The following is a 25385-nucleotide window of genomic DNA, read 5'->3' as shown; positions in this document are numbered from 1 at the left end:
CATTACCACCAATGCGCAGGTAATTCCAAGGCAAGCACAGATAACTGTCGGCGAATATTTTGTCGGGAGTGACCCGGGTGTTGGAAATGGAACACCCATATCGATTTCGAGTCCGTCCACTACGATAACCAGTGCTATCTTGAATTTGCATTTAGCGACTAATCAATTGATCCATTTCCGATTCAAGAACACTAATGGAATATGGAGCGTGCCACGTTCGATAACATTCACAGGTACCGGTGTAAATAGATCAGCGTTTGTCAGTTATGTCGAGTACTTCGTGGGTCCGGATCCCGGAGCGGGAAACGGAACGTCCGTGTCCATCACGAGTGCCGCAAATGTTCCATTTAATTTGTCCAGTGTTAGTTTATCGCAGGGGCAGTTTGTTCACCTCAGAGTCAAGGACGATCAGGGGAGATGGAGCGCACCTGCCGAACTTATGTATCCCACGAGATCGATTGCTGCAGCCGAGGTTGTTATCGGCAATAACCCGAATGCCGTTGCGCTTGGCTATGGAATCCCCATGACGCCAACGAGCGGAAGTTTCGGGAAAGGGATCGTCACTGTTCAGGCTAATGAATTAAGCTGGAATCATACAGATACAATTTGGGTAAGAGCCCGAACATCGCAATATCTTTGGAGTAAGCCAACGGGAAGCATTGCTATGATGGACACGACACTCAGACCTGTTACTCTCTTTACGCCATCCGACTACGATACGGTCCAACTTTTCTACCCAACAAGACCAATTGTATTCTCTTGGTCGAGATCAGCAACTATCGCAGGCATCTCCGTTGAATATTCCCTTCACTTGGAAGGCACAGGATTAGACACCACTTTTACAAACTTGCAGGACACGTCTTTGACCAGCAACCTCATGCCGGTTTTGAATGTTTCTTCGAATTATGACTGGTCAGTCACGGCAACGGACGGATACACCGTCGTTTCCTCTCTGAGTAGTTTTTCGTTCAGAACTTCTGATAAAGTCACCGCTGTGGATAATTCAAACCAATTACCCAAATCATTTGCGCTTTACCAAAATTATCCAAACCCTTTTAATCCATCGACAAACATCATGTATGACCTCCCCCAAAAGTCTCATGTCATGATAGTGGTTTACGATGTATTGGGAAGAGAGGTTCGGATTCTGGTCGATGAAGAGAAGCCTGCCGGAAGCTACCGTGTGATTTTCGATGCGAGTAACTTGCCGAGCGGAGTGTACTTCTATAAGTTGATTGCCGGGAATTTTGTTTCCATAAGGAAGCTCATGGTCATCAAATAGAACACAGCTTGTTTATTTAAGAGTCGCGCCACTCGAGGGAAACATCCGGCTCAAATTCCAGAATCTCTTTTAGGAATTGGGCTGACGCTTCAAGGTGACCTATAAAAATGAGGTTAGTGTAAGTATCATGGCACAACCATAGAGTGCAGGTGAGGCAAAAATATTCGGTTAGGCGTCTTTCGAGGGAGACTATGTTGGCACAATCTGCGATAACCGGCACACTGCGGCCGGTTTTCCTTGCCCGCTTGGCACATTTAGGGCACCTGATGTACTGCCGCATTTGCTTTTGATATTTTGACTCGCGTTTCATTTGTGTCATGACTTAGAATCTTTTTTGCTTCAAGAATTGTACTCTTAGAACCACTCAATCACTGATCCAGTATCTGTTATACTCTCTTCCGTCCCAATAACATAAAATTGCAGAGCTTTCGAACTTGAAGGTCACAACTCCATCATGTCTCATGTCCAAAGGGTGATTTTCCCAATGACTACTAATATTGGATTTAGGAAACAGCGCTATGCCGTCCGCGATATTACCCAAATCATACGGATGCGACCAATCGTTAGAATTGAAAATAATGAATCTGTGAACAAACCTATTTCCCTTCATAACCGCAAAAACTGCAATATCATGGCGACCATTTCCGGTGAAATTTCCAACGACGATGTAGGGATAATAGTCCCATTTTTTGCGCTCTTTCTGAATATGATCGAGATAATAATCGGACCACCGCATTTCCACATCAGTTGCAACATGGTAATTGGGATTGTAGTACTTCCTTAATAATTCATTTGCGAAATCCTCGATATTGCCTTGGGGCGGAAACTGACCCGCTTCATGGAATTCGTGAATACTTGCTGAACGTGATGAAGCAAAATACCCGGCCGTTACAAGTGCCATGACCAATAGCAAAAGAAAAAGATATAAGTACAGTCGAACCAAGCCCAAGACGACGCCAAAGAATCCTTTGAAGAGCTTAATGAGCACTATGGGGATCATCAGGAAAAAAAGAAGCAGTATAAATGTGAGCATGTGTTGTCCCCTCCTTACATTGTTATTTGTATTCAATTATCAAGTAATTCATTCATCGAACCTAATAAGGGCCGCTCCGTAATCTGCAGCCGAACAATTAGCACCCGCACTTCGGAAGTATTGGGACCAGAAATGTTTTATTTCATCATAACGCCTGATAGTCCTAGCCGAAGCACCGGCAACGTAGATTTTCACACCGACTAAGTTCGCTATTAATCCACGTTGCCCAAGCTCTTTGATAATCCTGTCAACCCTGGCATTAGAAAGATCTTTTCTGTCGAAATTGTACCATACGTCATCTTCTCTCATGTCTGAATTTATCATTAGAATTTTCTCGTAATCAGGATAGTTCTCAAACAACCGTTGGGTAAGCTTTAAAGAACCTATGATATCGGTTCTGTCGGCACTGCAACGACCGACTGCGATTGTCGAGTCAACGCTCGCTTCAACGAACCGAAGAGTGTCTGCGATATACTGCAGGGTTTCTCTTTTTTCTCTCTTGTCAATCTCAGGATTATCGAACCAACTTTCGGTATAGGTCGGAAGTTCTATATTGACTGGAAGAGTCAAAACTTCTTGCGAGTTCGAATTAATGTACCCGATTATCAGCCTGTCTCCTGGCTTCAATTCCGATAAAACCATTCTGAGATTGTAAGCATACGCTCGCCGCATCGGGAGATTGTTGGTACTCCCTGAGATGTCAAACAGTACACAAACGATCTCGTTATTGGTCCTTTGCGCGACTTGGGAGCAAGATAGAACTGATATTGTTATCAGTGCCATCACCACTATTTTTGAAAGCATAATTTACCTCCATAGTTATATCGAGCGGGTTACAGTTCCATGATATCCTTACAAGATTTGGTGGAACAGCCGGGTCAATCGGTGCGTAGTTGAAACAAAGTGGACGATCATTGCGAGCAGTCAAATTCGCCCGCCGATAAGTCTCAACCAAGAAGCGATAGCTTGCGATGATCTCGTCTTTATCGTCATGAACTTCTTGAAACCTTTTCTCCCGTTTGTGCCGCGTTTCAATAATCTCGTTCTCAACCGAAGCCAAATTAGAGTTCAAGGCTGCAACCTTCTCGGATGCGTCCATAAACCTCGCTTCGGCTTTCAACAACTTATCACGAGTTGTTCTATATTCTGCTTCCTGAGATCGCGACATCTCATACGCTACTTTGACCGCAAGAGCACAGAGAAAAGTATTAATCCCCATGAGCAGAATCGCTAGAAGCCATGGATGTAATCCCGATAGTTCGCCGACGGTACCAGCGAAATACATGGCACGGATGAGAGAAACGGAAACAATTAGAATAAATGCAAGTATCGGTGCCCACGCACGAATCTTTAGATCCATGGGAGTTGGATTTTCTTGTTTCAGGGACTTTCCCCAAAAATGAGCCAGGAGCGGCAACCCCAATCCCATCCCCGCGGCGATCCCAAAAGTCATCAGGCGTGCTTCACCCAAGATTTGAAAAGCGCTTGAGTTCAGGAAAAATTCGGATATTCCAACCGCGAGAAGGAAGAACGTACCCCACCTTGGACTTAAGCGAGGATTCATAAAACCTTCGATAATAGTTCGCAACCGTTCCACTATAGCTTTGGCGTTCCCATAATCTCGTCGAATCTCTTCTGAAAGGTGAAGAAGGGTCTGACGATGGTTTACCGCCTTGCAAAAATTCGCATGTAGTATTTTATCCTCACCATGCCATGCTTTGGATACGCGAGCTAGGGATGCCTCAGCTGAACCACGAATTGAGTTTTCGTACTCAACTGGTATCGATTGACTAATAGGCGGGTTGCTTGTTTTTGGTTCCTTAAACGGCGGTGAGAACGTGAATCGATAAGGTCTTCCATCTCGTTTACCTGCGCGTCGCGCTGTTGAAGTTCTAATCGTTTTCATGGAATTAATCTCCTATTCTTTGATCACAATTAACAGATTGACCGATTAGCTGTCGTTAGCTTCCTTGATTTACCATCTTCAAAGATCACAATCATACCACATCCCGAAATCACTTTCTGCCTTCTGTAGTCTTGCCGGACTGAAAATGTTGCATTTCATTCCATTTCTTAGTTATCTCTCGTGGACAAATTTTTTCGAGCGGGGGGATAATCACCCCCGCTCGTTTTCCACCCTACCGCTCCACTTGAGAGTTCCACTTAAACCGCTTTCCCAATAAAATTGACTTGCTCAACGTTTGTGCATAAGTGGGAATAGTCGCATCGCGAGGAATTTCCAGAGGTTATTCTAAACGAGAGGGGCGATAACTCGTTCATCAAAGCGATCATAAATGCCATCATAGCTTTTTCGCTGGCCTCGCAGTGGACAGAGAGTTCCCCTGAAGAATCTCTGATAATCCGTGCCACAACGCCTAACGTGGCTGCAAGATTGAACACCCTATCGTCCAGGTTTGCTTCATTCCTGGCGTTGAAGCAGATAATGTCGGTTACAATGTCCATATGAACTCCTTAAGACTTATTGCAGTTCACTTTATTTCTGTGGTCCATCGTAATTCTAATATGACAATCGACTAATTAGCTGAGTTAGCCGGATGATCTTACTGCGTATTTATATCCACGCATACATTTTAGGCTAAGCGCAATTAGCCTCAATTGGCTGACAGTACTTATGAAAACCTGTTTTCGCCGACAAAGGGCGTGCGATATTAGAGGTTTTTATGGGAGATTTGCTAAGAAGATCCCGTTCGGATTGTGGCGGAGTTAGAAAAAGGAAGGTGCTCGGTAATAATGGGTTACAATGAATCGTGATTGAGATGTGCCGGTTGCATCTCAGTCACAGGAATCTAGTTTGAATATGACTCAGTCAGCTAGGGTCATCATCAGGTTCATTAACCCCAAGTTTATATAGTGTACCACTTTCGATGTCGTTGCTTTTGCCTACACCATGACGTTCAAGCAAAGATTTAATCCCGCTAAACCTAAGAGCTTCACTAAATTTCTGATCTCTGTAAAGCCCAAGCAATTGCTCAGTTAAGAATGTCACCATTTCATTTCGTTTTGCAGCCTCAAACCCTAATCTTACTGTTTCTTTTGCGGTCTTAAAGTTGTTAACGCTAATTGAAATACCTGCAAAAGGATCGGGGTCAATAGCATTACTTTTCAGTTGATCTTGAAAAACCGTAAAAAGGTTACTAAGTGACTTATACAATCTGGTAATTAACACATCTATGTGGGGATTCAAAATTCTGTGATACCATTGATATTCTTCGATAAGTAAATGATCGGGGATATCATCGATTGAAAATGCCAATGCAGTTGAAAGCAAAGCACTTACACTAGCCTCACTGATTCGATCTTCCACAGGAATATCGTCTAAATTCAATTGTGGATTTTTTTGCATTGCATAAAAAATTTTCTTGCGCGGGAAGCCCAGCTTTACATAGAGACCGATTGCAATCCTTCGGCCAATGAGTCTTTCTCTAAAAATTCTTATCGATTCCGGGCTATCAACATCTTCATCTAATTCAGATTGAAATTCATAATTACCACTGACCGATGGAACCTCCGGGCTATCCTCATATTTCTCAATCAAGTTTAGGTATCCAAGGGATTTTTCATCTATTTCCCTCTCAGCGTCTTCGTAGTCAACGGAAGCCCTGTGAACACGATAGTACATTTTCAATGGTTTTACATTTTTTCTTGCTTTTTTGTGCCAAGCTCCAAGAGTTGGCAGGCCGCAAACGGCCTTATATGTCTTTTCTGCCTCCTCTTTGATTCTTTCGAACATGTTGAATGTTCCGGGCGAGGTTAAATCCTCCTTCGAGCATTGGACGACGCGTATCTGATACCTGCTCTGAATTCTGAGAAGGGCCTCTCGATTTGCGAATGTCAACCCGAAGTATGCGAGAAAGTTTGATTTATTACTGTGGACATTCCGTATAATCGAATATCCTTGCATGTCCTGCCATCGCCCGTCAGGGGTAAGGAGACGGTAATCAACAATCAATGCAGTAATCAAATTTCTGCCAACATCATCATCAAGTATCTTAAAAACTTCCTCCGCTGTGCAGGCAATTTCACAAGTGATGTTTCGTTTTTCAAATTCCTCACGTATCCTTTGGCGGCTAACTTCCTTATCATCAACGAACAAAATCTTCCATGGAGGCCTCTCTCCTGTCAGAGAAGAGACAGTCTTTTGTTCTTGAGACGGCAAAAGCACCTGCAAACGCCCCTCGGAATTACTTATAATATCTGTCACCGATGAGTAATCTTGTTCAGATTTCACTTTAGAGTTTATTTCCTTAACTATTTCGCTAAAGACTCGTAAGACTCCTGTGTCGTCAAAAAACAAACTTGAAATCTTTCCCTTGGCAGTCTCAACGGCATCAGTGATCATTTGATTGAACTTCTCAAGTGGCATAGCTTGATGTTGTTCGGATATCATGACGGAATTCTTTAGATCATGGATCCTTTCAAACAACAGACCTTTGAGACCACAAGTACTATCCACAATGTCCTCTAGGGTCTCTATGTCGATCGGTTCCATGTTCAGCTTAGATAGAGTTGTCTTTAAGTCTGCGGGAAGCTGACAGAAGTGATGCCCTGAGGTTTTAAGTATATCAAATCGTCCATGATGCGTGGGCAAGTAAAAGTATTCTTCAGGTAGGAACGAACAGAATAAAACCTGCGCAGTCATATGCCGTTCTGCACGAAGTTTTTTCAAAATTTCCACTCCGTAAAAATCGGAAAGTTTCTTCCCATTCCAATCTAGTTCCGCAAGAATTACTATAAAAGAACAGTTAGAAATGTCGATGTCGGCAACTTCTTTTTCGGAGAGGGCTAAAGATTGTCTGCCAAAAGTATCTGCCAAGGACATAGAATATGGATATGTGTTCCATATAAAAAGTATCTGCGACTTTTGAGTCGAGAACTCTGCTACACGCTGTTCCTTAGATTCTGATTTCTTCACCTTATTGCGTCACACTCAGCTTTCCTCTATTGCTTTTTCTTACCCCTTTGCTAATAAGAACGTAATAACATGGTTTATTGAATTGATTGCATTTTCAAAAGTCGCAGTCGTTTCACTCGAAGAATGAGCGACCGTATTCCGTAAGTTACTCAGTGCCATTAAAGCATTTTCATGACTTAGATTAATGACGTTACGATTCGACAATGCCGTGACCATATTCTTAAAACCGCCTTCAATTATACCTGGGACTACTGATGGCTCTTCCCAAGGAAGGTTTTTAACCAATTCTTTGCAGTGATTTTCAGCCGCTAAATACGAGTGAAGAATGGATTCTCCAAAGTTTGTTTCGTTGCTGATTGAGACGGAGTTCCACACTTTCTTTCGCATTCTTAGAAACGAAAAGGCATCATACAGATAAGCCATCGTATCTGCATCAATTGTCCTCTGTTCAAGGGATTTTATTTTATCCCAAACTAAACGCAGGCGGACCTGGCCAAGTGCCTCGTAAATCAATCTTCTAAGTTTTAAATAGTTACGAAAACTGTACGCATCATCGGGTGAATTCAGTAAACCTTCTTTAGACCAGAAGCCATCGGCTCCCAATTCGGTAAGTTGTTCCAAGATTTCGATTCGAGAAGAGGCGGTGAATATAATTACTGGCATACTTGGATCACCACGCTTGGGGTCCTTTATCAATTTCAGGAGTTTGGCTCCGCTGAAATCCATGATATTGGAATATCTATTCTGAGTTTCTCCTTGCAGCCTAAGATCAAGCAAAACCAAAAGGTATTCACGTAAATTAGTGTACCTTACCGCCTCTGATGCTTCATCGAAAGATTTTATAGCCTTGACATATGATTCTCCCAAAAGCATGTGAAGAACATCCAGCCATCCATTATCAATCTCATCATCTATATACAACACGCCCTTGAATTTCTTCTGAACTCCCGGAATACCATTCGTCGAACAAAGATTATCTATCAGCGTTTTCAGATTGTCTCGCTCAGTTACGCCGGGTTGTTTTGCCAAAACCATCTTATTAAGTGTATCGGAAATTCCTTGAACGCCATCGTGGTACGAAACAATTTGGTGCTCTCGTTCGTTTGATCCAATCTTAATAGACTGTTCATTTATGAACATAATCTCTTTTGAGCTAACATCCTCGCTGCGAGTTTTGAACTTATCTTGAAGCTGTTTTCCAGCATATTGTATATCTAGACTTTGTGGATCATTCACGAAAATTTTGTGCCCGACTAACAGGCGACTCGGTCCCCACCAATTTGCTATTTTATGCTTTTCAAGAGTTATGGCTTCCGACATGTCCAGCTTGAGATAAGGTGTCAACAATGAAAGCGAGCGTAAAGGAGTCACCTTTGATTTAAACTTTCCGATGTGCAATTCATGGTTGCGTAATTCTAAATGAATAACTTGTGTGGCATCGATTACAGAAATGCCTGGTGAAGTGAGGAATACATTTCTTGGATCAGTCTTTAGCAGGACCCAAATCCGGAAAAAAGAGTAGATGACCATAGGACACCTGCGCAAATCGTCCGACAGAGATTGGGTAAGTCTAATGTGCTTCGCCAAATCAATCCCTTTACAACTCTGTAATTTTTCTCGGTCGCTGAGTCTCAGATGGATATTTATGAATATGGCTCGAATTCCTGCCACCTTCGCTAACGCATTAAGAATTTCATCTGAAGTTGCCCCAATTACAGGTTGCGAATTATATCCAAGCCCCTTAAACCGCTGGACGAGGAATTCGACGAATGGTTTGTTGTGATCAATTATCACTACAGATGGGGACGATTTGTCAGCCCTAGTTTTGGCAGGCGCTCTGCTTTGATTGCTTTGCGGTCCAAATCGATTCTTGTACATCAATCGTGTCTCCGTGCCATAGTCTATTCTCTAATCAAATTTAACCTATTACGAAACACAGCAAGCAACTCCATGTATTTTTCTTCATATTTTTGTTCATCGGACTCTTTTAATGTTTGATATCCTTTTTTGAGACTCCTCCACGCTTCTTCATACTGCTCTCGATTACCGCTTTCTCTTTCGTCTGCTTTAACGAGTTCGATGAGTTTACTCCAGCGTTCTTCAGCATCTGAAATGTTATTGGGCGGAACATGCAGCTGGTGCAAGAGTTTGAGTTTGAATTCTAGTGTAAAATCGGTTTTAAGGATTTTTAAAATTTCACCCTTTTTGTCTGAAATCTGCCTATCGCACAGCACATTGAAAAGTTGTGTCGGCAGGCTATCCGAACCATGATGAACAAGCTGCAAGTCTGTTCTCTTTCCCTGTCGAAGTTTACTCTCAATAAAAGTACTCATGTCTTGGGCTGCGAAATGAACGACACCTACCAAAGGGTCCGCATTTTCGAGAAGGGATTTAAAAACGCTGTGCGCTATAATCTGTTGCTGTGCCATGTTCTCATGGACAAGAATAATATCGTGCGTGTTTTTAAGGGAAACAAACTTACCAAGCGACGCCTCGTACCCGAGTGGACTATTTTGCTTTAAGATATCATCATTGTTGGATATTAAGCCAAGTGCAATCTGAGATTCCTCATTAATGTTTGCATCCTCCAATTTCTGTGTATTTGTCACGATTAAAACCATGGCTGTTCCCATACTCTCAGCTCCTCAGCTTTCTTGCTGCAAGCACAAGATTAGTCAGCTTGTACTTAGATAAATCATCCACCAAACATTCGGTCACCGATGAGACGTTGACAAAACGTTCTTCTTTAGGAAGATTATGAGGTTGCCCTCTGCCTGAAGTTATAACGATAAGAAGGTTCTCATTGTGGCATTTTACTCTGTCATTTAAATACCGTTCTATCGCTGTGTCGTTTGTATCAGCACCCTTTAGTATCTTCTCTATAATGCCAAGATGTATAATAAGTACATCTAGCGATTTAAGATTTGTGGCAAGCCATCTTTCAATTTTCTCTTTAACGGTTAGATCTTCATCGTTACGTTTTTGGGTGAAATCAAACTGGTTCAAATCAAACTCATTTGCAGAAGGTACAATCCGATTCGTTTTCTCATATATAGAACCAAATTTTATAGGTTCTTGATTTTTGGGTTTGTATTCGTAATCCAATGCCTTCTGGATGCGTTCATCTATTATAGCAATCTTCATCGCGACAAACTCTGCGATTTTACTTTTGACCGATTCGTCCTTAACACGTCTAAATACCAAAGTGCCATTATCAAAATCAAAATTAGGCAAAGAGGTCTTCACTCTGGAAGATAATGGTTCAACATACTGACAATTTTTTTCTAAATCACTCCACTTTTCACCATGTGGAGGAAATGCTGCGTCTATATCTTTTCCACTCGATTCACCAGTAGAAAATTGAAATTTATTTTCTCCATCATTTAGAGGAGAGCATATGAGTTTCGCAATGTCGTGTTTCTTGAGAAATGACTTTGCCCATTGAGGCCATACTATTTCATCTACCAATCCTAAAAAATTTCCTTTCCGGTCTCTAATGATCTCTACCACCTTTTTAAGTTTTGAATCAATGGGCATTACGCGGTATGGCAGAGCGCTTCTATTATCCTCGATCTTGGCTCCTAGGTTGTCATTATCCACATAGAGTAGAAAGGGATGCGGGTACACCGATTTTTCTGGATCAAATTCGTTGCTTGACAACACACAAATCCCTTCCTCCGCTAACTTTTTCCTGCGGTCTTGATCAATCCCAAAATCTCCAACGATTAGGTAGTTTGATGGCTTCATTAGATGAATACGATACCCTAGACATCCGTTTACATTTACGGCTTTAATTATATTGATCTGGCTTGCATTGGGTTGACAATTATTCGAGCACACGTCAACATGGAATTCTCTTTCATCCACCTCTTCAGGTGCAATCTGTCGAAGGTACGCGGCAGAGACCTGCATTTCAATTAATCCCCAGGCACCTTGCCTAAGAGTCCCCCGATCTAGTACGCCGTCGTTTAATCTTTTGTTAAGTTTATAAACAAGCCGACCTATGGGTGTGTCCAAGTCCACACTACTTCCAGCATCCTTTTCATTGCATTCTTTTGACCATGCCTCTAACTCTTTTCGATCAAGTGCTGAATCGGCAGTAATTTTACAGTTGTCATGGATCAGGACTTCATACAAGGAACTATCGGCCTCACAATTTCTAAACTCAATTTTGAATTCTACCTCACTACTGTCATCTGGTTTTCCGCCATGCTTAGCGGTATTACGAATGAGATTTTCCAAAATCACATAGAATGCATGACAACCCAAAACATCGTTGGGTATCGCAACGAGCAGGTCTTCTTTTGGCGGGTACAGACCGTTATCTTTTATCTCAAGTTGTTGACCCTGTCGATAATCCCACAAAGTAATCCTATAAGCAAACTGGTTGATCCCACTGATATAATTCAATAGAAGACGGTTTCTGTCGAAACCAGACAGGATTTCCTTATACATCGACTTGTTCACTAAAAGGGTTGGGACACTTGTGGCAATATCAGCAAGGTAATCCATTCTTGTTTTTAGATAGACGTTGAAGAACGAGATCGCTTTATCTTTGTCAATTTTCCCTTCGGTGGAAAGCTCCTTTTTGTTGATTTGTTGAAAACTGTTGCATTGTTCATCAAAGATATTAACCTTGTCGATGTTTTCAATTTGTTCCTTTTTGATCAGATTCGCCAAGACGTGAGAGCCTATATTGTGAGACATGTTGCGAGCCATGACCTGAGAGATTGCTGCTCTACGCGCGCTGTTCAAACGTTGCATGTTAAGATTGCGTTGCCTATCGGTAAAGGTCTCAATGCCTTTAACGGTGGCTCTTTCCTTGATGCTGGCCGGAGAATCTTCTTCGTGCATAAGCCGCTCAAGTACTGTGAACGCGCTGCTCATATCTTTATCAGGGTTTTCCTGCAACGCCTGCTCAACATCTCTTCTTTCAAGGTCAAAAAACATTGACTTGTAGTCTTTTGCAACCAACTTTAATGCTTCTTCCGCTATTGCAAAGTCGATTCGCTCCGGTTTCCACAAATGCAAAAGTCTTAATGTGACAGCAAATCTATTTTCTCCAAATTCTGAAAGTGGTAAGAGATAACCCTTGTAGTCCGTTTTATCCCAGAGTTTACTTTCGACTTTCAAAAGATCTGTCGGATAGTCTTCACCGAATGATTCTTCAGTCCATTCACCTATTGGTCCGCCTAAACCTGCATAGATAACAGCTGGTGTGTAAGAGGTCGTCGGGTACGATTTCACACTTAATAGAGCAACCTCATCGGGCTTCAATTTCCCTTCTTCAACCAATCCTTTGATCTGGTGATAAGCTAGCCGGTATCTTGTCCAGAATCTTTTCTTACCAGGATCATAAAAGATTTCTTGGAAATACGGATGGGTAAGATCGTATTCATTAAGAGATTCATGTTTTGAAACCGTCGCCAAGACTAAACACAGCAAGCGATCTATGAGGTAATTCTCCGGTCTCCCCTCAACCACCTCATCGTAATGCTTTGTTCCCTCGTGAACCACAATCCATTGCCAGAGTATTGAAAATTTATTTCGTATAAATTCAACCCTTTCAAAAACATTTTCGCAAATGGTTTTGATCACAGAAACATCTTCGTCTGCCCTTTTGAAAACGAACAATTCCAAGTCCACTTTCTCTTTAGTAAATGCAGTAGCTAATGAAGTAGGATCCTTTTTAGTGATTTTAATTGTTAACTTTCTGACACTTGTGCCAATTAATCTTGGTGGGACTTGCCTGCCACCAACATTAACGTGTCCCCTCCGAGTACTACACTTATCACACCAGTCTTTAATGAAATCGGAAAAAACCTTGCTCACACCCTTTTCGGGAGAAAAATACCTACGGTAAGAATGAAGGTACTCTCCTTTCCATGGTATGGCTACCAGGTGGATGCCAAGCGGAGCCAGATGGTACGTTAGTATTCTTGCGAGTAAATCGTAATACGAACGGTTGAGACGATTTAGTTCCGTCTGACCATTTGGTTTATCTATCAGGTCCACCAACCCTCTTTCAAATAAGTCATCGTAAAGATCAGGAAGAGCACTATATGGCGATTCTGCAATAGCGAAGAACCGCTCGGAAGAAATGACAGTAGCAACCGTCTGCGCTACAATATGATCTACTAGTACTTGTTTATAATTCACGGTGGACTCTTTCGTGCATACCAACCACTACAACGAAACTTCCAACATTATCGCTAGGAAAAGCATTAGGGTATTTATGAGGCCAAACCCTAATCTTGCGAGATATTTTCAATCCAGCCTTCTTAACATGGTCATGGAACACATTGTACGACACCTTATACTCATAATCATACTGGTATCCGTACCATGCCACCTGTCTAATTATGTCAACGGCATTATCCGGCGTTCCCATTTTCTCGAGATATTTTATAAGCTCTGAATAGAAAAGGTATACCGCCTCCCGGTACGATTCTAACGAATTGGAATATGGTGGTAAAAAATTTTCATTCACCAGGATATGGCCATCTGGCTTTAATAGTTCCTTAGCGTTCTTCAAAAACTGTACCTTCTCTTCGTTAAGTACATGGTGGTACGCCGATCCCATCAAGATGAGATCCACCTTCTCAGGATATCTAAAAGTTGTGGCATCTTCATTACGAAACTCGAATTCAATGTTTGCATGTTTTGTAAGCCTTTGGCGTGAAGCATCAAGGAACTGATCGTCTGTGTCCACGCAAACGACCTTACCAACATTTGCCACCTCCAGGATGTGTTCAGAGAACAATCCTGTGCCGGCGCAGAAATCGACAACTAGGAGCGGTTCCTTACTTTTTTGAAAAAGTTTCTGGACTGTCCTCTTACTTTCATGGTAAAGCGCGAGTTCGTTTGCGGTATTTTGGGCAGCATCTAATTTCGACGGCTCATCTTTGTAGTCTATTCTATTTTGGAATAAAATCTCAAATCTTGGCTCAAGCTTTTCTTCAATCCGTAAATTGGGATTCATCATTAGCTTTAGCATCTTACTCTCCTCTCATACCCCTATTACGCATTAACCGCAGCGGATAAAATCTCTTTGTCGATATTTGCACCGGTAATAAAGAGCACAACCTTCATTCCTTTAAGATATGATGAAACCTTTCCCAAGGCAGCTATGGTTGACGCCGAAGCCCCTTCGATCAACGAATGGGTTGACTCGATACCGCGACAGATGGCTGCTTTAATTTCTTCTTCGGATACAGTGACGACTTCGTTAACGTTGCTTTTGATTATGGAGAAGGGAAGTTCGAATACGGAACGAGTCGCTAGCCCATCAGCTATGGTGTCGCATGATTCAAGCTGGATGGTTCTCCCTTCCTTCAATGACCTATAAACGGCGTTCGCCTTCTCGGCTTGTACTCCGATAATTTTTGTGCTCGGGTTAATGGCATTTCTTACAATCGCGGTACCTGAAATAAGCCCTCCGCTGCCGATCGGAACAATTAAGACATCAGGATCGGAAAGCTCCTCAAAGACTTCGTATGCGCATGTGCCGGCAGCGGCTATTATTCCTGGGATGTTTGCAGTGTGGACATAAACCTTTCCGGTTTCTGCTGCAAGTTTCTCGCAGTGCTCTTTTGCTTCATCATAATCCTTGCCATATTCCACAAGTTCAGCGCCATAAGATTTTATAAGTCTGTTTTTGCCTATAGAATTTCCTACGGGAACGACCACCGTTACACTAGTGCAAAATCTCTTTCCAGCAATGGCCAGGGCTGCGCCATGATTGCCCCGCGTGACCGCAATGAGGCCCTTCTTGCGATCAACTTCTGGAAGCGTACCAACATAATACAGCGCTGCTCTGATCTTGAACGCACCCGAAAGATTAAAGTTTTCATGCTTTATATAGATCTCTGCTCCAGTCTCTTGAGAGAGGATCGTATTGAAACGTAATGGAGTTTTTACATCGTACTGTTCTAGAAACTTTCGCGCTGAAATTACATCTCTTATCGTGATATTAGTCTTGTCCACTCACTTCTCCGTACTCATTTTTACGTATTGCCCGTTCTCATATATCATTTTGTCATACTGTGGATTCTCGATATCGCCGTTCTGGTCAAAAACAATCTTCCCAGAAGCTCCATGGTAATTATCATTGGCAAGACTATCTGCGAGGAATTCTTGTATCTTCACTCCGTCGTATCCTACCTTGGAAACAACAAAGGCAGCAAGTTTAACAACATCATACGCTTTTATGGAATTTACACTTGGATACTCCCCAAACTTAGCCTTATAAGCACTACGGAAACTATCGTATGCTGGACCTGAGCCTTCGGCTGGAAGATCAAACATTACGCCATCCACCACATCAGCACCAACTTTGGCAAATTCACCCGCGCTAAGGTTATCGCTTCCGATGTAGTGAGTCTTAACGTTGAATTCTCTCATTTGCTTTACGAAGATAGCTGCTTCAGGTGCATAAGCAAAGAGGAACACTACATCTGGTTTTGCCATAGCCACTTTTGTCACCACCGTTCTGAAATCATTTGTGCCAGTTTCCACCGGTTCTGATAGAGCAATCTTTCCACCGAGGGACTCAAACTTTGAGGCCGCGGAATTTTCGATTCCTTTCCCCCAATCGTCGTCTGCGTACAGAATCACGCCGTTCTTCCATGCATTGCTGATGGCCCATTGCGCAACGTACATTCCGCTGAAGTCATCTGAAGGCATTATACGGAAATAATACTTTCCACCCTTTGTAGTCAACTCAGCCGCGGACGATAAGGCATCGACAATCACAACCTTATTCGCATTTGCGATAGGAGCAACTGCCAGAGCATTTTTGCTGCCGGTAATTCCTGTAATTACCTGCACATGATCAACATTGATAAGCTTCTGAGCGGCAGAAGCAGCATCGGTTGGATCGAATTGGGAGTCCTCATAAATCATATCGAGCTTTTTCCCATTTATACCTCCAGAAGTATTTACCTCATCCTGAGCAATTTCCATCCCATTTTTCATCATGGTGCCGTAGGAAGCAGCATCCCCTGTGAGAGAAAGAATAGCGCCAAATTTTACATCATTGGGTTTTCTTTGTACCAAGGTAGTGACGGCAGCTATTATCAACCCTATGATTATTACAGCTGTTGCCGCTATCCAAAATTTTCTTTTCATTTTTTTCTCCATTTATCTCGTGATTAACGACCTTTTTTGAAATTATAGCAAATTTGTCATTTCATGGCACCACCTTCTACTGCTACTTAAAGAATATCTCTTCCATCTTTCCATTGTTCAATATTTCAGAAGGGTTTTCCTCATGAAACACTTTGCCACCTTTAAGCACATAAGCATGGTCAGCAATCTTTAACGCTTCTCGTAAGTTCTGCTCTGCCAACAATACCGCTATCCCCCTTTCCGTGCTAAGCCGTCTGATTATATTCATGACGTTCTTAACAGCTTGTGGGGCAAGGCCACCTGATGGTTCATCAAGCAGCCACATCTTTGCATCCTGCACCAGCATCGTGGCTATTGATAGTTTCTGCCTTTCACCTCCGCTGAGGAGTCCTGCTCTTTTGTTTCTCACTTCGTACAGCTCGGGAAATATGCTCCAAACTTCATTCATACTATCTGAATCATTCTTATTGTCAATCTTGCTTTTTGTCTTATTAATCAGAAGAAGGTGTTCCAAGACTGTCAGGCTTGGAAATGTATTATTGCCCTGTAGCAAGGAACTGATACCGAGGTTAAATAACAACGTAGTTTCCATACCAGTAACATTTCTTCCTTCTACAATAATTTTCCCCTTATGGGGTGGTACTACACCTGAGATTGCTTTTAAAAGGGTTGATTTCCCTGCACCGTTCGCTCCAATTATTGCAACTATCTCCCCGGGCATTACCTCAAGAGATACTTCAGATAAAATATCCTTTTTATAGTATCGAACACTGATGTCTTCGATCTTAAGATATGCTCGACGAGTTAACACTTCAGTCTTCATACTCCTACATATATTTCTTTAAGTTGGGTGTTTGATAAAATCTCAGAAGGTGAACCAGAAAGAGCGATTCTTCCGTTATCCATTACATAGATCATATCTGAGATAGCCATTGCTTTAGGGACATCGTGTTCGATCATAAGGACTGTTTTCCCATTTTTCACAAGATTGAGTATATGCTCCAAAAGTTTCTCAATAATGACTGGATTAACACCGGCAGTTGGTTCGTCAAGTAACAGCAGATCCGAATTATTCATAAGAAGTCTCCCAAGAGCAATCAGCTTTTGCTGTCCATACGACAAGTCCTCGCTGATAGTATTCCGTTTTTCTGCGAGTCCAAACAATTCTAAAATCTCGAGTGCCTGCTGTCTATTCTCCTTCTCAATAGCTCCAACTTTATGCGGCTGAAAGAACAAGTCCAAGATCTTTTCTCCTGCTTGCTTTCTTCCTGCAACGAGGAGATTTTCCATGGCTGTCATATTCTTAAATAACCTAACATCCTGCCACAATCTGCCAATGCCAGCCGCAGATCGATTCCAAGCCGGTGTATCATTAAGAGATTTATCTTTGTAACGAACTACACCGGAGTCTTCAACTATAAGTCCCGAAATGATATTAAACAGAGTGGTTTTACCGGCACCGTTTGGACCAATAATGGTGGTTATAGTTCGTTCCGGAATTTGAATAGATACCGAATCCACGGCTTTCACGCCATCAAAGGATTTGGAAAGAGATACTGTTTCTAACAAAAAATTGCTTGCCATATTAGGATTCAAATTTGTATTTTCCGGCAATCCCCTGGGGACGAACAAGCATCATAACAATTAAGGCAATGCCATAGATTATCATTCGCAAATTTGCTGAAACTGAGTCGGGAATTGCCAATAATCGCAGTGCCTCGGGTAATAAAACCAAAATGACGGCGCCCACAATGGGGCCCTTAAAGTTTCCTGTTCCACCTAATAAAACCATGCAAAGCAAAAGCAAAGAATCATCTGTGGTAAAAGTTGATGGGTCTATATAGGTTATGAAGGTTGCATAAAGAGTTCCAGCCACCGCAGCACACCCAGCCGAAATAGCGATGCTACGTATTTTAAATGAGCTGGCCTTTTTTCCTAACGTTGTCGCGGCAATTTCATCGTCACGGATGGCCTGTAGTGTACGGCCGAATGCCGAGTGTAGCACCATATAGATTAAGCCGCCAACCATCACTGTTATGACCAACCCGAACAATGAGAACGTTAATAGCGAATCTAAATGTATTCCAAAGAGATCAGGTTTAGGAATTCCTGCGATGCCGAAGGGACCTTTGGTGACCGTTACCCAATTGTTTATGACTGAATAAACGATTACCTGAAACGCTAATGCGGCAAGAATAAAATAATCTCCCTTGAATCTCATAGATGCTGCGGTTATTAAAAAGCTCGATAAAACCGTACCGACTACGGCAAGCAGTAAAGCCGGTAGAAATCCCCAATGCAGGTTGACCATTAATAAGGTTGCGACATATGCACCAACACCATATAGAGCGGCCTGAGCTAAAGTCACAAGACCAGCGTAGCCAACAACAACGTTTAGCGAAAGTGATAGAACAGTATATATCTCTATCAGGATTACTATGTACAGCATGTAACTCATTTCTCTTCCAATCTCATCTTAGCGGATAAAAGGCCTTGTCGTCTACATACAAGAACAATTACAAGAATTAAAAAAGTTACAGCATCTTTCCATTGATCGGAAAGAAACCATATTACTACATTTTGAGATAATCCAAGAAGAATTGCCCCCACGACTGAACCACGATAAGAATTAACTCCACCTATAATGACAGCTACGGCAGCGGTCAGGACTGCAGACATTCCAACAAAGGGAGTAACGCCGACGTCAAATGCTATTAGGAGTGATGCTATGGAAGCAAGGAGCGACCCAACCAAAAATACTTGAACTCTAATTCTTTTTGCGCTGATACCTAACACGTTTGCCAAAGTTGAATTATCCGAAACAGCTCTTATCTTACGGCCAAGAGAACTTTTTTCTAAGAGTATGAAAAATCCGATGATACTAATTATTGATACAATGAACTCGATAACCTGCATTTGAGTTACTCTAACACCCCAGAACGTAAGAGTTGGCTGTAACCCAGGGTATAAGTACCTTATGGTATTGCCAAAAAAAATTGCGATTAGATTGATGACAACGATATATACCCCAAGCGACGAAACAAATGTAATTACAGAAGACGAACCTTTCATAAAGTGAGGACGATAAACGATAAGCTCTATTAGAGCCGATAGTAGACAGGTGATGACGATCGCGGACACCAAGCCAAGGAATAACGAAGATCCAATGTTTGTGAAATGAGTTGAACCTGTGAGTAACACCCAACCTAAAAAGAAGTAGGGCGCCGAGGTGTATATAGCACCGTGTGCAATATGAAAGACCTTTGTTCCTCGATAAATAATATTGAATCCTAACGCAACAAGTGCGTAAACCAACCCTACGATGAGCCCGTTTATAAATATCTGCAAAAAGATTGACGTCATAGTCTAAGTGTGGTCACAATTCGTCCATTATGTGTATTCTCAATAAAAGACATCTTGAGTTAGCTGAAGTTAGCTGTGAACGAGGACCTGAAATTTCGCCAAATTTAAGCTTTGGGAAGAGTGATCAGAACGCGCAGAATAAAGGAATTATTGTTGAGTTTGAAAATAGACATGCCTGCTTTGATAATTAATCCTCGGCTTGTTCACTAAACCTCCTCATTTCTTTACTATACTTCCGCAGACATCAGAGTGTCAAAAGTTGTTTCTGTGTGCCAATCTGGTAGAAAAAAATCAAGTTTTATTGCTTTCGGAATAACTGTTGGTTTTGCACTCAGATTTTCTTTTCCCACCTTCTCCACCCAGAAACATGGGCAGATAGCAAACTCTTAAAAAGTTTCCCGTGATTCGGAATTTTTAAATGAAGCAGTTCATGGACAATTACGAAGTCTTGAAACATTGGAGCTTCATGGAGGAGTTTTGCGGAAAAAGTTAAATAGCCCTTTGTCGAGCATGACGCCCACTTTCGAGTCATCTTCTGCACACGAATCTGTTTCGGCTTCACACGTACCTTCAACGCCCATGTTTGGACCGTTGCTTTGAAGGATTCTTCGGAAATCGATTTTCGTTTGCGTCGCGCTTTCATTGTTGTCGAAGTCTCAATATCTCATCCGCAAGATCGACCATTCGTTTGCCGCTTACGACGCGTAGCAATGATTTGTAAATCTCTGCTTTCAATTGGCGTTGCTCGTCCGCGTTGGCGGCGGAATTTGGAAAACGCAGGTAAGCTGCACTGATTTCTTTTGCAAGCACCACGGCGTCAGGCAATTGTTCCTGCCGCAAGAACCAAAATATCTCAAATGTCGCTGGATCGAGACCACTTTCTTTTCGAGCTTTATCGGCTTCATGCTTTTCCTTCATCAGGGCTTCTATTTGAGTAAGCGCATCTGTCGTGGACATCTGACGATCTTCCAAATTCTCTTTTACTTTTTCTGCACGTTCGGCAATGGATCGCAAATATGGCTCGGTCGTACCACGGTCATCAGCGATTCTGACAAGGCTATTGATCAGGTTGATCACCTTCGCGTTCTCAGATCCCTTCTTTGCCATTAGTGCTTCCAATGCTGCTTCATCAAACTCTACCGTCTTAGTCATCTCAGCAAGCCCATACACCATGGCATTTTCGCGAACTAACTTTTCGGTTTTATGTGCTACATCCGATAAGAAAGTTGTTTTCCTCCCGTATGCGTTACGAAGAGCCTTGTATATCTCCTTCAGACAATAGTAATCGTCTATGTAATCACGCAATTGAGGATCAGGTGAAAGTATTTCATAAAGGTCTTCAATCTCTTGGAAGAAGTCTGTGAATTCCTGTCGTTCCTTCTTGTCGAGGAATGTCTCATAAAGAAGCTTTTCTAACTTCTCATTGCTGCTTCCGTTCGTGCCGGCGGCCTGCAAATATTTCTTTCCCTTCCCATCCATAAGTGCTTTGAAATGCGCGAAGAGTAAATCAAGGTCTTCAATCACTCCGCTCACTTCATCGGAATCGAAAGCAAGTGCCTTGTTTAGTTCCTTCAGGATTCCAATGAAGTCCACGATGAGACCGCAAGTTTTCTTGATGCCTTGCTCATCTTCATAAGGACGATTCACACGCGCCACGGCTTGCAGCAGGACATGGTCGCGCATGGGCTTGTCGAGATACATGCAGTAGAGAATCGGCGCATCGTAACCTGTGAGAAGCTTGTCCGTAACAATGAAGATTTTCGGCAGTTGGTCGGGCTTCGGAAATGCCTTCCGCACTTTTTTCTCATCGGTCTCGGTCAATTGCAGCTTTGCGACGAGCGGGCGTTCAATTGAATCATCAACATTTTTTGTATAAACCGGAGTCGAGTATTCCGGCGGTAGATATTTATCGAGAGCATTCTTGTAAAGCGCACACGCCTCGCGATCCACCGCAACGAGAAACGCTTTGTAGCCGAGCGGCTCGACATTTTCTTTGAAGTGCTTAGCAATAAACTGTGCCACTTTATCCACACGGTCGCCCGCTTTGAGAAATGCTTTCAAGTTCACAGCACGGTCGAGAATGCGGTTTAGATCATCTATATCGCTGACACCCTCCCCCTCGGCGATACTTAAGAATTCCTTGTTAAGCAGTTCTTCAGGAACCTGTAATTCGCTGCGGGCAAGAGTGTGGCGGAGTTTTACAGTCGTTCCATCTTTGATCGATTCTCTGACTGAATATTTGTCTAAATACCCCTTCTCATCCTCCTTACCGAAAATCTTGAAAGTGCCTTTGCCATAGGCCGTCTTGTCTATCGGCGTGCCGGTAAAGCCTATGAGTGTCGCGTTAGGCAACGCGCCCATAAGATAATTGCCAAGATCGCCTCCAGTTGAACGATGAGCTTCGTCAATTAGGATAAAGAAGTCAGATCGCTTGCACGAATCTTTTCTTATGTCATCGAATTTGTGGATCATCGATATGATGAGTCCACGAAAATCTTGATCCAACAATTGCTGCAACCTCGCTCGACTTTCCGCGTATGCGATTTTGATGTCGTGCCCTTGCATTTCGCCAACGAGACGTTCAACCCATCCCGACAATTGTCCTTCGAGTTCGTTCCGATCAACGACGAGCATTACCGTTGCACCGGGAAAATGTTCCTTATTCTCGAGAATCAGCCGCGCTGCTGTGATGATCGTGAAGGTTTTTCCTGAACCCTGCGTGTGCCAGACAAGTCCGGTTTTCTTCTCTGGATCTGCGCAGCGCTGCACTACTTTTTCAACGGCACGCGTCTGATGCTGCCGCAAAACAGTCTTCTGTAATTCATCGTCTTTCTGGTAAAATATGATCCATTCCCCAAGCATCTTGAGAAAATGCTCAAACTCAAAGAAGCTTTGAACAGCGTTTTTGTACGCTTCGTCTCGCGGTGTCTTCCACTCAAATATATTCTTGCGGGAATAATTCCAGGTAACGCCATAGAAATATTCGATTAGGTGAGTCACGTTGAACACCTGAGGCATCGTCAGCAATTCCGGCGTTTCCTTTTCATAGCGTTTGATCTGTATGATGGCACGCTCCATGCCGTCGGGCAGTCTTGGACTTTTATTTTCAACGATTGCAACTGGGACGCCGTTCACAAGGAACATTATATCTGCACGATTGCCTTTCTTGCTTAAAGCCCGATAAGTCCATTCATAAGTTACTTGATAAACGTTACGATCAAGGTTCCTAAAATCCACGAGCGTTACATTGCGATGGCGTTTTTCGCTTTCGACAAATACGGTTCTGTTGCCGCGCAGCCATTCAAGGATTTCACGGTTGCCGTTAATGGTACTCGGCACACTCTCTATGCGCTGAATGATAGACTGAACGTTATCCGCCGTGACGACGCCTGGATTGAGGCGGAGAAGAGCATCCTCAAGCTCCTTGTAGAAAAACAGGCCTGCTTCGCCGCCACGTTTAGTCAAAGCATCTGTACTGGAAACGACAGTCCAACCGATTTCCTCGGCGTATTTGATGAGCGGAAATTGGGTCGTACCAGCTTCTGAAGTAAGTGTTTTACTCATGTTCTCTTTTGAGCGAAAGGTTTCATTTTGAAGAGTCTGTTGGCGTGTCGTATATCGGTTTTATTGTCAACCTGAAATTTGTCCAGTTGACATTTCGTGCGTTTGCGGAAGGAAATGTTTCATCAGAGAAAGTATGCAGATGGCCTTCAGGTTTCTTCGTAAAGTGTACGCGTCTGCTTCTAACAATATTCGAAATCAAATAAGAACAGACTAGCCCCATTCGCATATCTCGTAACGTATCTAAAGGTTTGGTTCTGAAGGATATCGATTCTCCCTCTTCGACCAAATATGTCATTGAGTTGCTCATGTCCAAAGCCATTACAGGCTTTTCGGACTCTGAAGTGCCAAATTCTACCTTTTGTAACGTAGGAAGAATACGAAGTGAATGTTTAAACGCATTGTACTCATCCCGATCAGAAAATTCTTTCGCGAATTCAATCAAAAACTTCTTGATAGGATTAAGGCTCCTACGAACCGCATCCTGCATTGAAGGATTAGTTACCCCAAAGTAGAAAAGATATTGAATAAATGGAACCTTCAGATTCTCGTTTGCATTAATTTCCTGGTCGAGGAATGCAGTGTCAGATGCCGCAATAGATTCAATACGTTTGTAGTTTTCACGCCATCGCGATGTTGATAAAAAGTACCATACCTGTCTGTTGTCGATAACATTGCTTCTTGGCTCAAGGCTGAAAATTAACTCGAAAAGAGTTTCAATTGCTTGGAAATACGTGGCTCTGATTTCGAGACGAAGGGTCTTCGCATACTCGGCTTCATTGATTTCAACCAGACCATCTAGAATTTTGGACTTCAGCTCTGGCAATTTCTCAAGTGCATTGAACAACGTATATTGTTTATACAGAAAATGGTCAATCAAATAGCCAGAGAAAAACTCTCTCGTAGCCGGGATATCAAATTCTAATGGTTTCATGGTCTGCGCCATCAGTGATTTCACTTACGTCTATATCAAGGTCAACAACTCGGATTTCTCCAGTCATTAACTTGTGGAGCATTGTCTTGAATAAGTCCTGCAAAGTGGCACGCTTGCGCTCGAGAATTTCTATTTTACTGTCAATAGATTGGAGGATTCCTGAAATCTCACGCTGTTCGTCCAAAGATGTCTTGGGGATATAATATTCTTTCAACTTGCTCGCGCTAATGTTCGACTGGCTAACACCGCGACTTGCGAGACGTTTCAGATCGGCCTGAACTGACGGCTGATTGAAATAGAAATTTACAAATTCTGGATAGTACTCAGACTGGTCCAATGTGAGGCGGATAAGATATGATGCAAAGACGGCTTCACGGTTAGATCGGAAAATGGAGGTCCTGCCGACAAGCTCGAAGCTGTTAGTACGATTGAAAAGCAGATCTCCGTCTTTGACTTGAAATGCGGCAAACGTCTTTTGATCAAGTTCAACAAATTGCAAATCACGAAATATTGTTTTGCCATCAAGTTGGCAATTCATGCGAAGAATAGGATAACGTCCCACTTGTTGGCCACGGATTGATAATCCGTATTGAGCTAAAAGGAGATGCCTACCCAAGGGCACGACCTCCCAACTATCCGGAATCATTCCTATTTCCGTTTCTTTCAGCTTCTCGCCGTGAAGTCCGCGTCCGAACAGCTGATGCATTGTGGAATGCTTCAATTCACGCGCTGTGGCAATGAGTTTTTCTTCTATATCAATTGCACGTTGAATCTTCCAAAGCACCGCTGCGATTTTTTCCTGTTCCACTTCCCGCGGCACATTCCAAGAAAAGGTTGATAATCCTGTCCATGATGTTCGCGGATGATTGACACCGTTCGTCGTCTGAATCGCATGGTTCAAGAATTCCGGCGAATGTATAAGACCAAGCAGATATGCAACGCAAATATCCTGCGCCGGACGAAAAACCAAGATATCAGTTGAGCAAATGCCGTCGGTAGGAGCAATCACCGCTTTGTCGAGATACGGACGAAGCTTTCCGTAAAGGATGTCCCCTTTCTTGAAGCGACTTTTGGCGCTCTTAACTTCAGTTGACTTACCCTGCCGAGACAGGAAAAACGCGCCGCTGTCCATATGCTCCAAACCGATATA

Annotated in this window: 20 protein-coding genes; 1 reads left to right on the top strand and 19 read right to left on the bottom strand. The window is 42.7% G+C overall.

The window, feature by feature from the left end; genetic code table 11:
• Positions 1 to 1282, top strand: a 1282-nt coding sequence (locus tag VLX91_05925; protein ID HUI29735.1) for a T9SS type A sorting domain-containing protein, incomplete at its 5' end; no start/stop codon positions are given.
• A 16-nt stretch (positions 1283 to 1298) separates the two neighbouring features.
• On the opposite strand, the gene VLX91_05920 is transcribed toward VLX91_05925, so the two are convergent.
• The 19 genes from VLX91_05920 to VLX91_05830 all read right to left on the bottom strand — a co-directional run bounded on the left by VLX91_05920 (position 1299) and on the right by VLX91_05830 (position 25367).
• On the bottom strand, positions 1299 to 1601 hold the full coding sequence (locus VLX91_05920) for a hypothetical protein (GenBank protein ID HUI29734.1): 303 nt from the start codon (positions 1599 to 1601) through the stop codon (positions 1299 to 1301).
• A 45-nt stretch (positions 1602 to 1646) separates the two neighbouring features.
• Complete coding sequence (locus VLX91_05915; protein HUI29733.1) at positions 1647 to 2315, bottom strand: hypothetical protein; 669 nt, start codon at positions 2313 to 2315, stop codon at positions 1647 to 1649.
• A gap of 48 nt (positions 2316 to 2363) precedes the next feature.
• Positions 2364 to 2987, bottom strand: coding sequence for a hypothetical protein (locus tag VLX91_05910; GenBank protein HUI29732.1), 624 nt, complete (start codon positions 2985 to 2987; stop codon positions 2364 to 2366).
• A 52-nt stretch (positions 2988 to 3039) separates the two neighbouring features.
• Complete coding sequence (locus VLX91_05905; GenBank protein ID HUI29731.1) at positions 3040 to 4221, bottom strand: hypothetical protein; 1182 nt, start codon at positions 4219 to 4221, stop codon at positions 3040 to 3042.
• Between the two features lie 257 nt (positions 4222 to 4478).
• Positions 4479 to 4778 carry a hypothetical protein gene (locus VLX91_05900; GenBank protein ID HUI29730.1) on the bottom strand — a complete coding sequence of 100 codons (300 nt, stop codon included), beginning with the start codon at positions 4776 to 4778 and terminating at the stop codon, positions 4479 to 4481.
• Positions 4779 to 5142: 364 nt separating this feature from the next.
• Positions 5143 to 7248 carry a hypothetical protein gene (locus VLX91_05895; protein ID HUI29729.1) on the bottom strand — a complete coding sequence of 702 codons (2106 nt, stop codon included), beginning with the start codon at positions 7246 to 7248 and terminating at the stop codon, positions 5143 to 5145.
• A gap of 39 nt (positions 7249 to 7287) precedes the next feature.
• On the bottom strand, positions 7288 to 9126 hold the full coding sequence (locus VLX91_05890) for a response regulator (protein ID HUI29728.1): 1839 nt from the start codon (positions 9124 to 9126) through the stop codon (positions 7288 to 7290).
• Positions 9127 to 9149: 23 nt separating this feature from the next.
• On the bottom strand, positions 9150 to 9881 hold the full coding sequence (locus VLX91_05885; protein ID HUI29727.1) for a hypothetical protein: 732 nt from the start codon (positions 9879 to 9881) through the stop codon (positions 9150 to 9152).
• A 4-nt stretch (positions 9882 to 9885) separates the two neighbouring features.
• Complete coding sequence (locus tag VLX91_05880) at positions 9886 to 13407, bottom strand: hypothetical protein (GenBank protein HUI29726.1); 3522 nt, start codon at positions 13405 to 13407, stop codon at positions 9886 to 9888.
• The gene (locus tag VLX91_05875; protein HUI29725.1) at positions 13397 to 14245 is read right to left on the bottom strand and encodes a class I SAM-dependent methyltransferase; all 849 of its coding nucleotides are present in this window, start codon (positions 14243 to 14245) and stop codon (positions 13397 to 13399) included. Before VLX91_05875 ends, VLX91_05880 begins: the two co-directional genes overlap by 11 nt.
• A 23-nt stretch (positions 14246 to 14268) precedes the next feature.
• Positions 14269 to 15234: a threonine/serine dehydratase gene (locus VLX91_05870; GenBank protein HUI29724.1), complete on the bottom strand. Its 966-nt coding sequence runs from the start codon at positions 15232 to 15234 to the stop codon at positions 14269 to 14271.
• Positions 15235 to 16377, bottom strand: a complete 1143-nt coding sequence (locus tag VLX91_05865) for a penicillin-binding protein activator (GenBank protein ID HUI29723.1) — start codon at positions 16375 to 16377, stop codon at positions 15235 to 15237.
• Between the two features lie 82 nt (positions 16378 to 16459).
• Positions 16460 to 17200 (bottom strand): ABC transporter ATP-binding protein, encoded by a 741-nt coding sequence (locus VLX91_05860; protein HUI29722.1) that lies wholly within the window; start codon positions 17198 to 17200, stop codon positions 16460 to 16462.
• On the bottom strand, positions 17197 to 17961 hold the full coding sequence (locus VLX91_05855) for an ABC transporter ATP-binding protein (GenBank protein ID HUI29721.1): 765 nt from the start codon (positions 17959 to 17961) through the stop codon (positions 17197 to 17199). Before VLX91_05855 ends, VLX91_05860 begins: the two co-directional genes overlap by 4 nt.
• 1 nt (position 17962) lies before the next feature.
• Positions 17963 to 18835 carry a branched-chain amino acid ABC transporter permease gene (locus VLX91_05850; protein HUI29720.1) on the bottom strand — a complete coding sequence of 291 codons (873 nt, stop codon included), beginning with the start codon at positions 18833 to 18835 and terminating at the stop codon, positions 17963 to 17965.
• Entirely contained in the window at positions 18832 to 19725 is an 894-nt protein-coding gene (locus VLX91_05845; GenBank protein ID HUI29719.1) for a branched-chain amino acid ABC transporter permease, read from the bottom strand. Before VLX91_05845 ends, VLX91_05850 begins: the two co-directional genes overlap by 4 nt.
• Positions 19726 to 20379: 654 nt before the next feature.
• A complete protein-coding gene (locus VLX91_05840; GenBank protein HUI29718.1) occupies positions 20380 to 23304 on the bottom strand; it encodes an HsdR family type I site-specific deoxyribonuclease in 2925 nt (974 codons plus the stop codon).
• Positions 23305 to 23326: 22 nt separating this feature from the next.
• The gene (locus VLX91_05835) at positions 23327 to 24235 is read right to left on the bottom strand and encodes a hypothetical protein (protein HUI29717.1); all 909 of its coding nucleotides are present in this window, start codon (positions 24233 to 24235) and stop codon (positions 23327 to 23329) included.
• Positions 24216 to 25367: a restriction endonuclease subunit S gene (locus tag VLX91_05830; GenBank protein ID HUI29716.1), complete on the bottom strand. Its 1152-nt coding sequence runs from the start codon at positions 25365 to 25367 to the stop codon at positions 24216 to 24218. Before VLX91_05830 ends, VLX91_05835 begins: the two co-directional genes overlap by 20 nt.
• Positions 25368 to 25385 lie beyond the last annotated feature (18 nt).

The organism is Candidatus Acidiferrales bacterium, assembly GCA_035515795.1.
In the GTDB taxonomy this organism is placed as follows: Bacteria; Bacteroidota; Ignavibacteria; order Kryptoniales; family JAKASW01; genus JAKASW01.
Note: the sequence above shows the minus strand (reverse complement) of the source record. Positions and strands in the feature narration are given on the sequence as shown.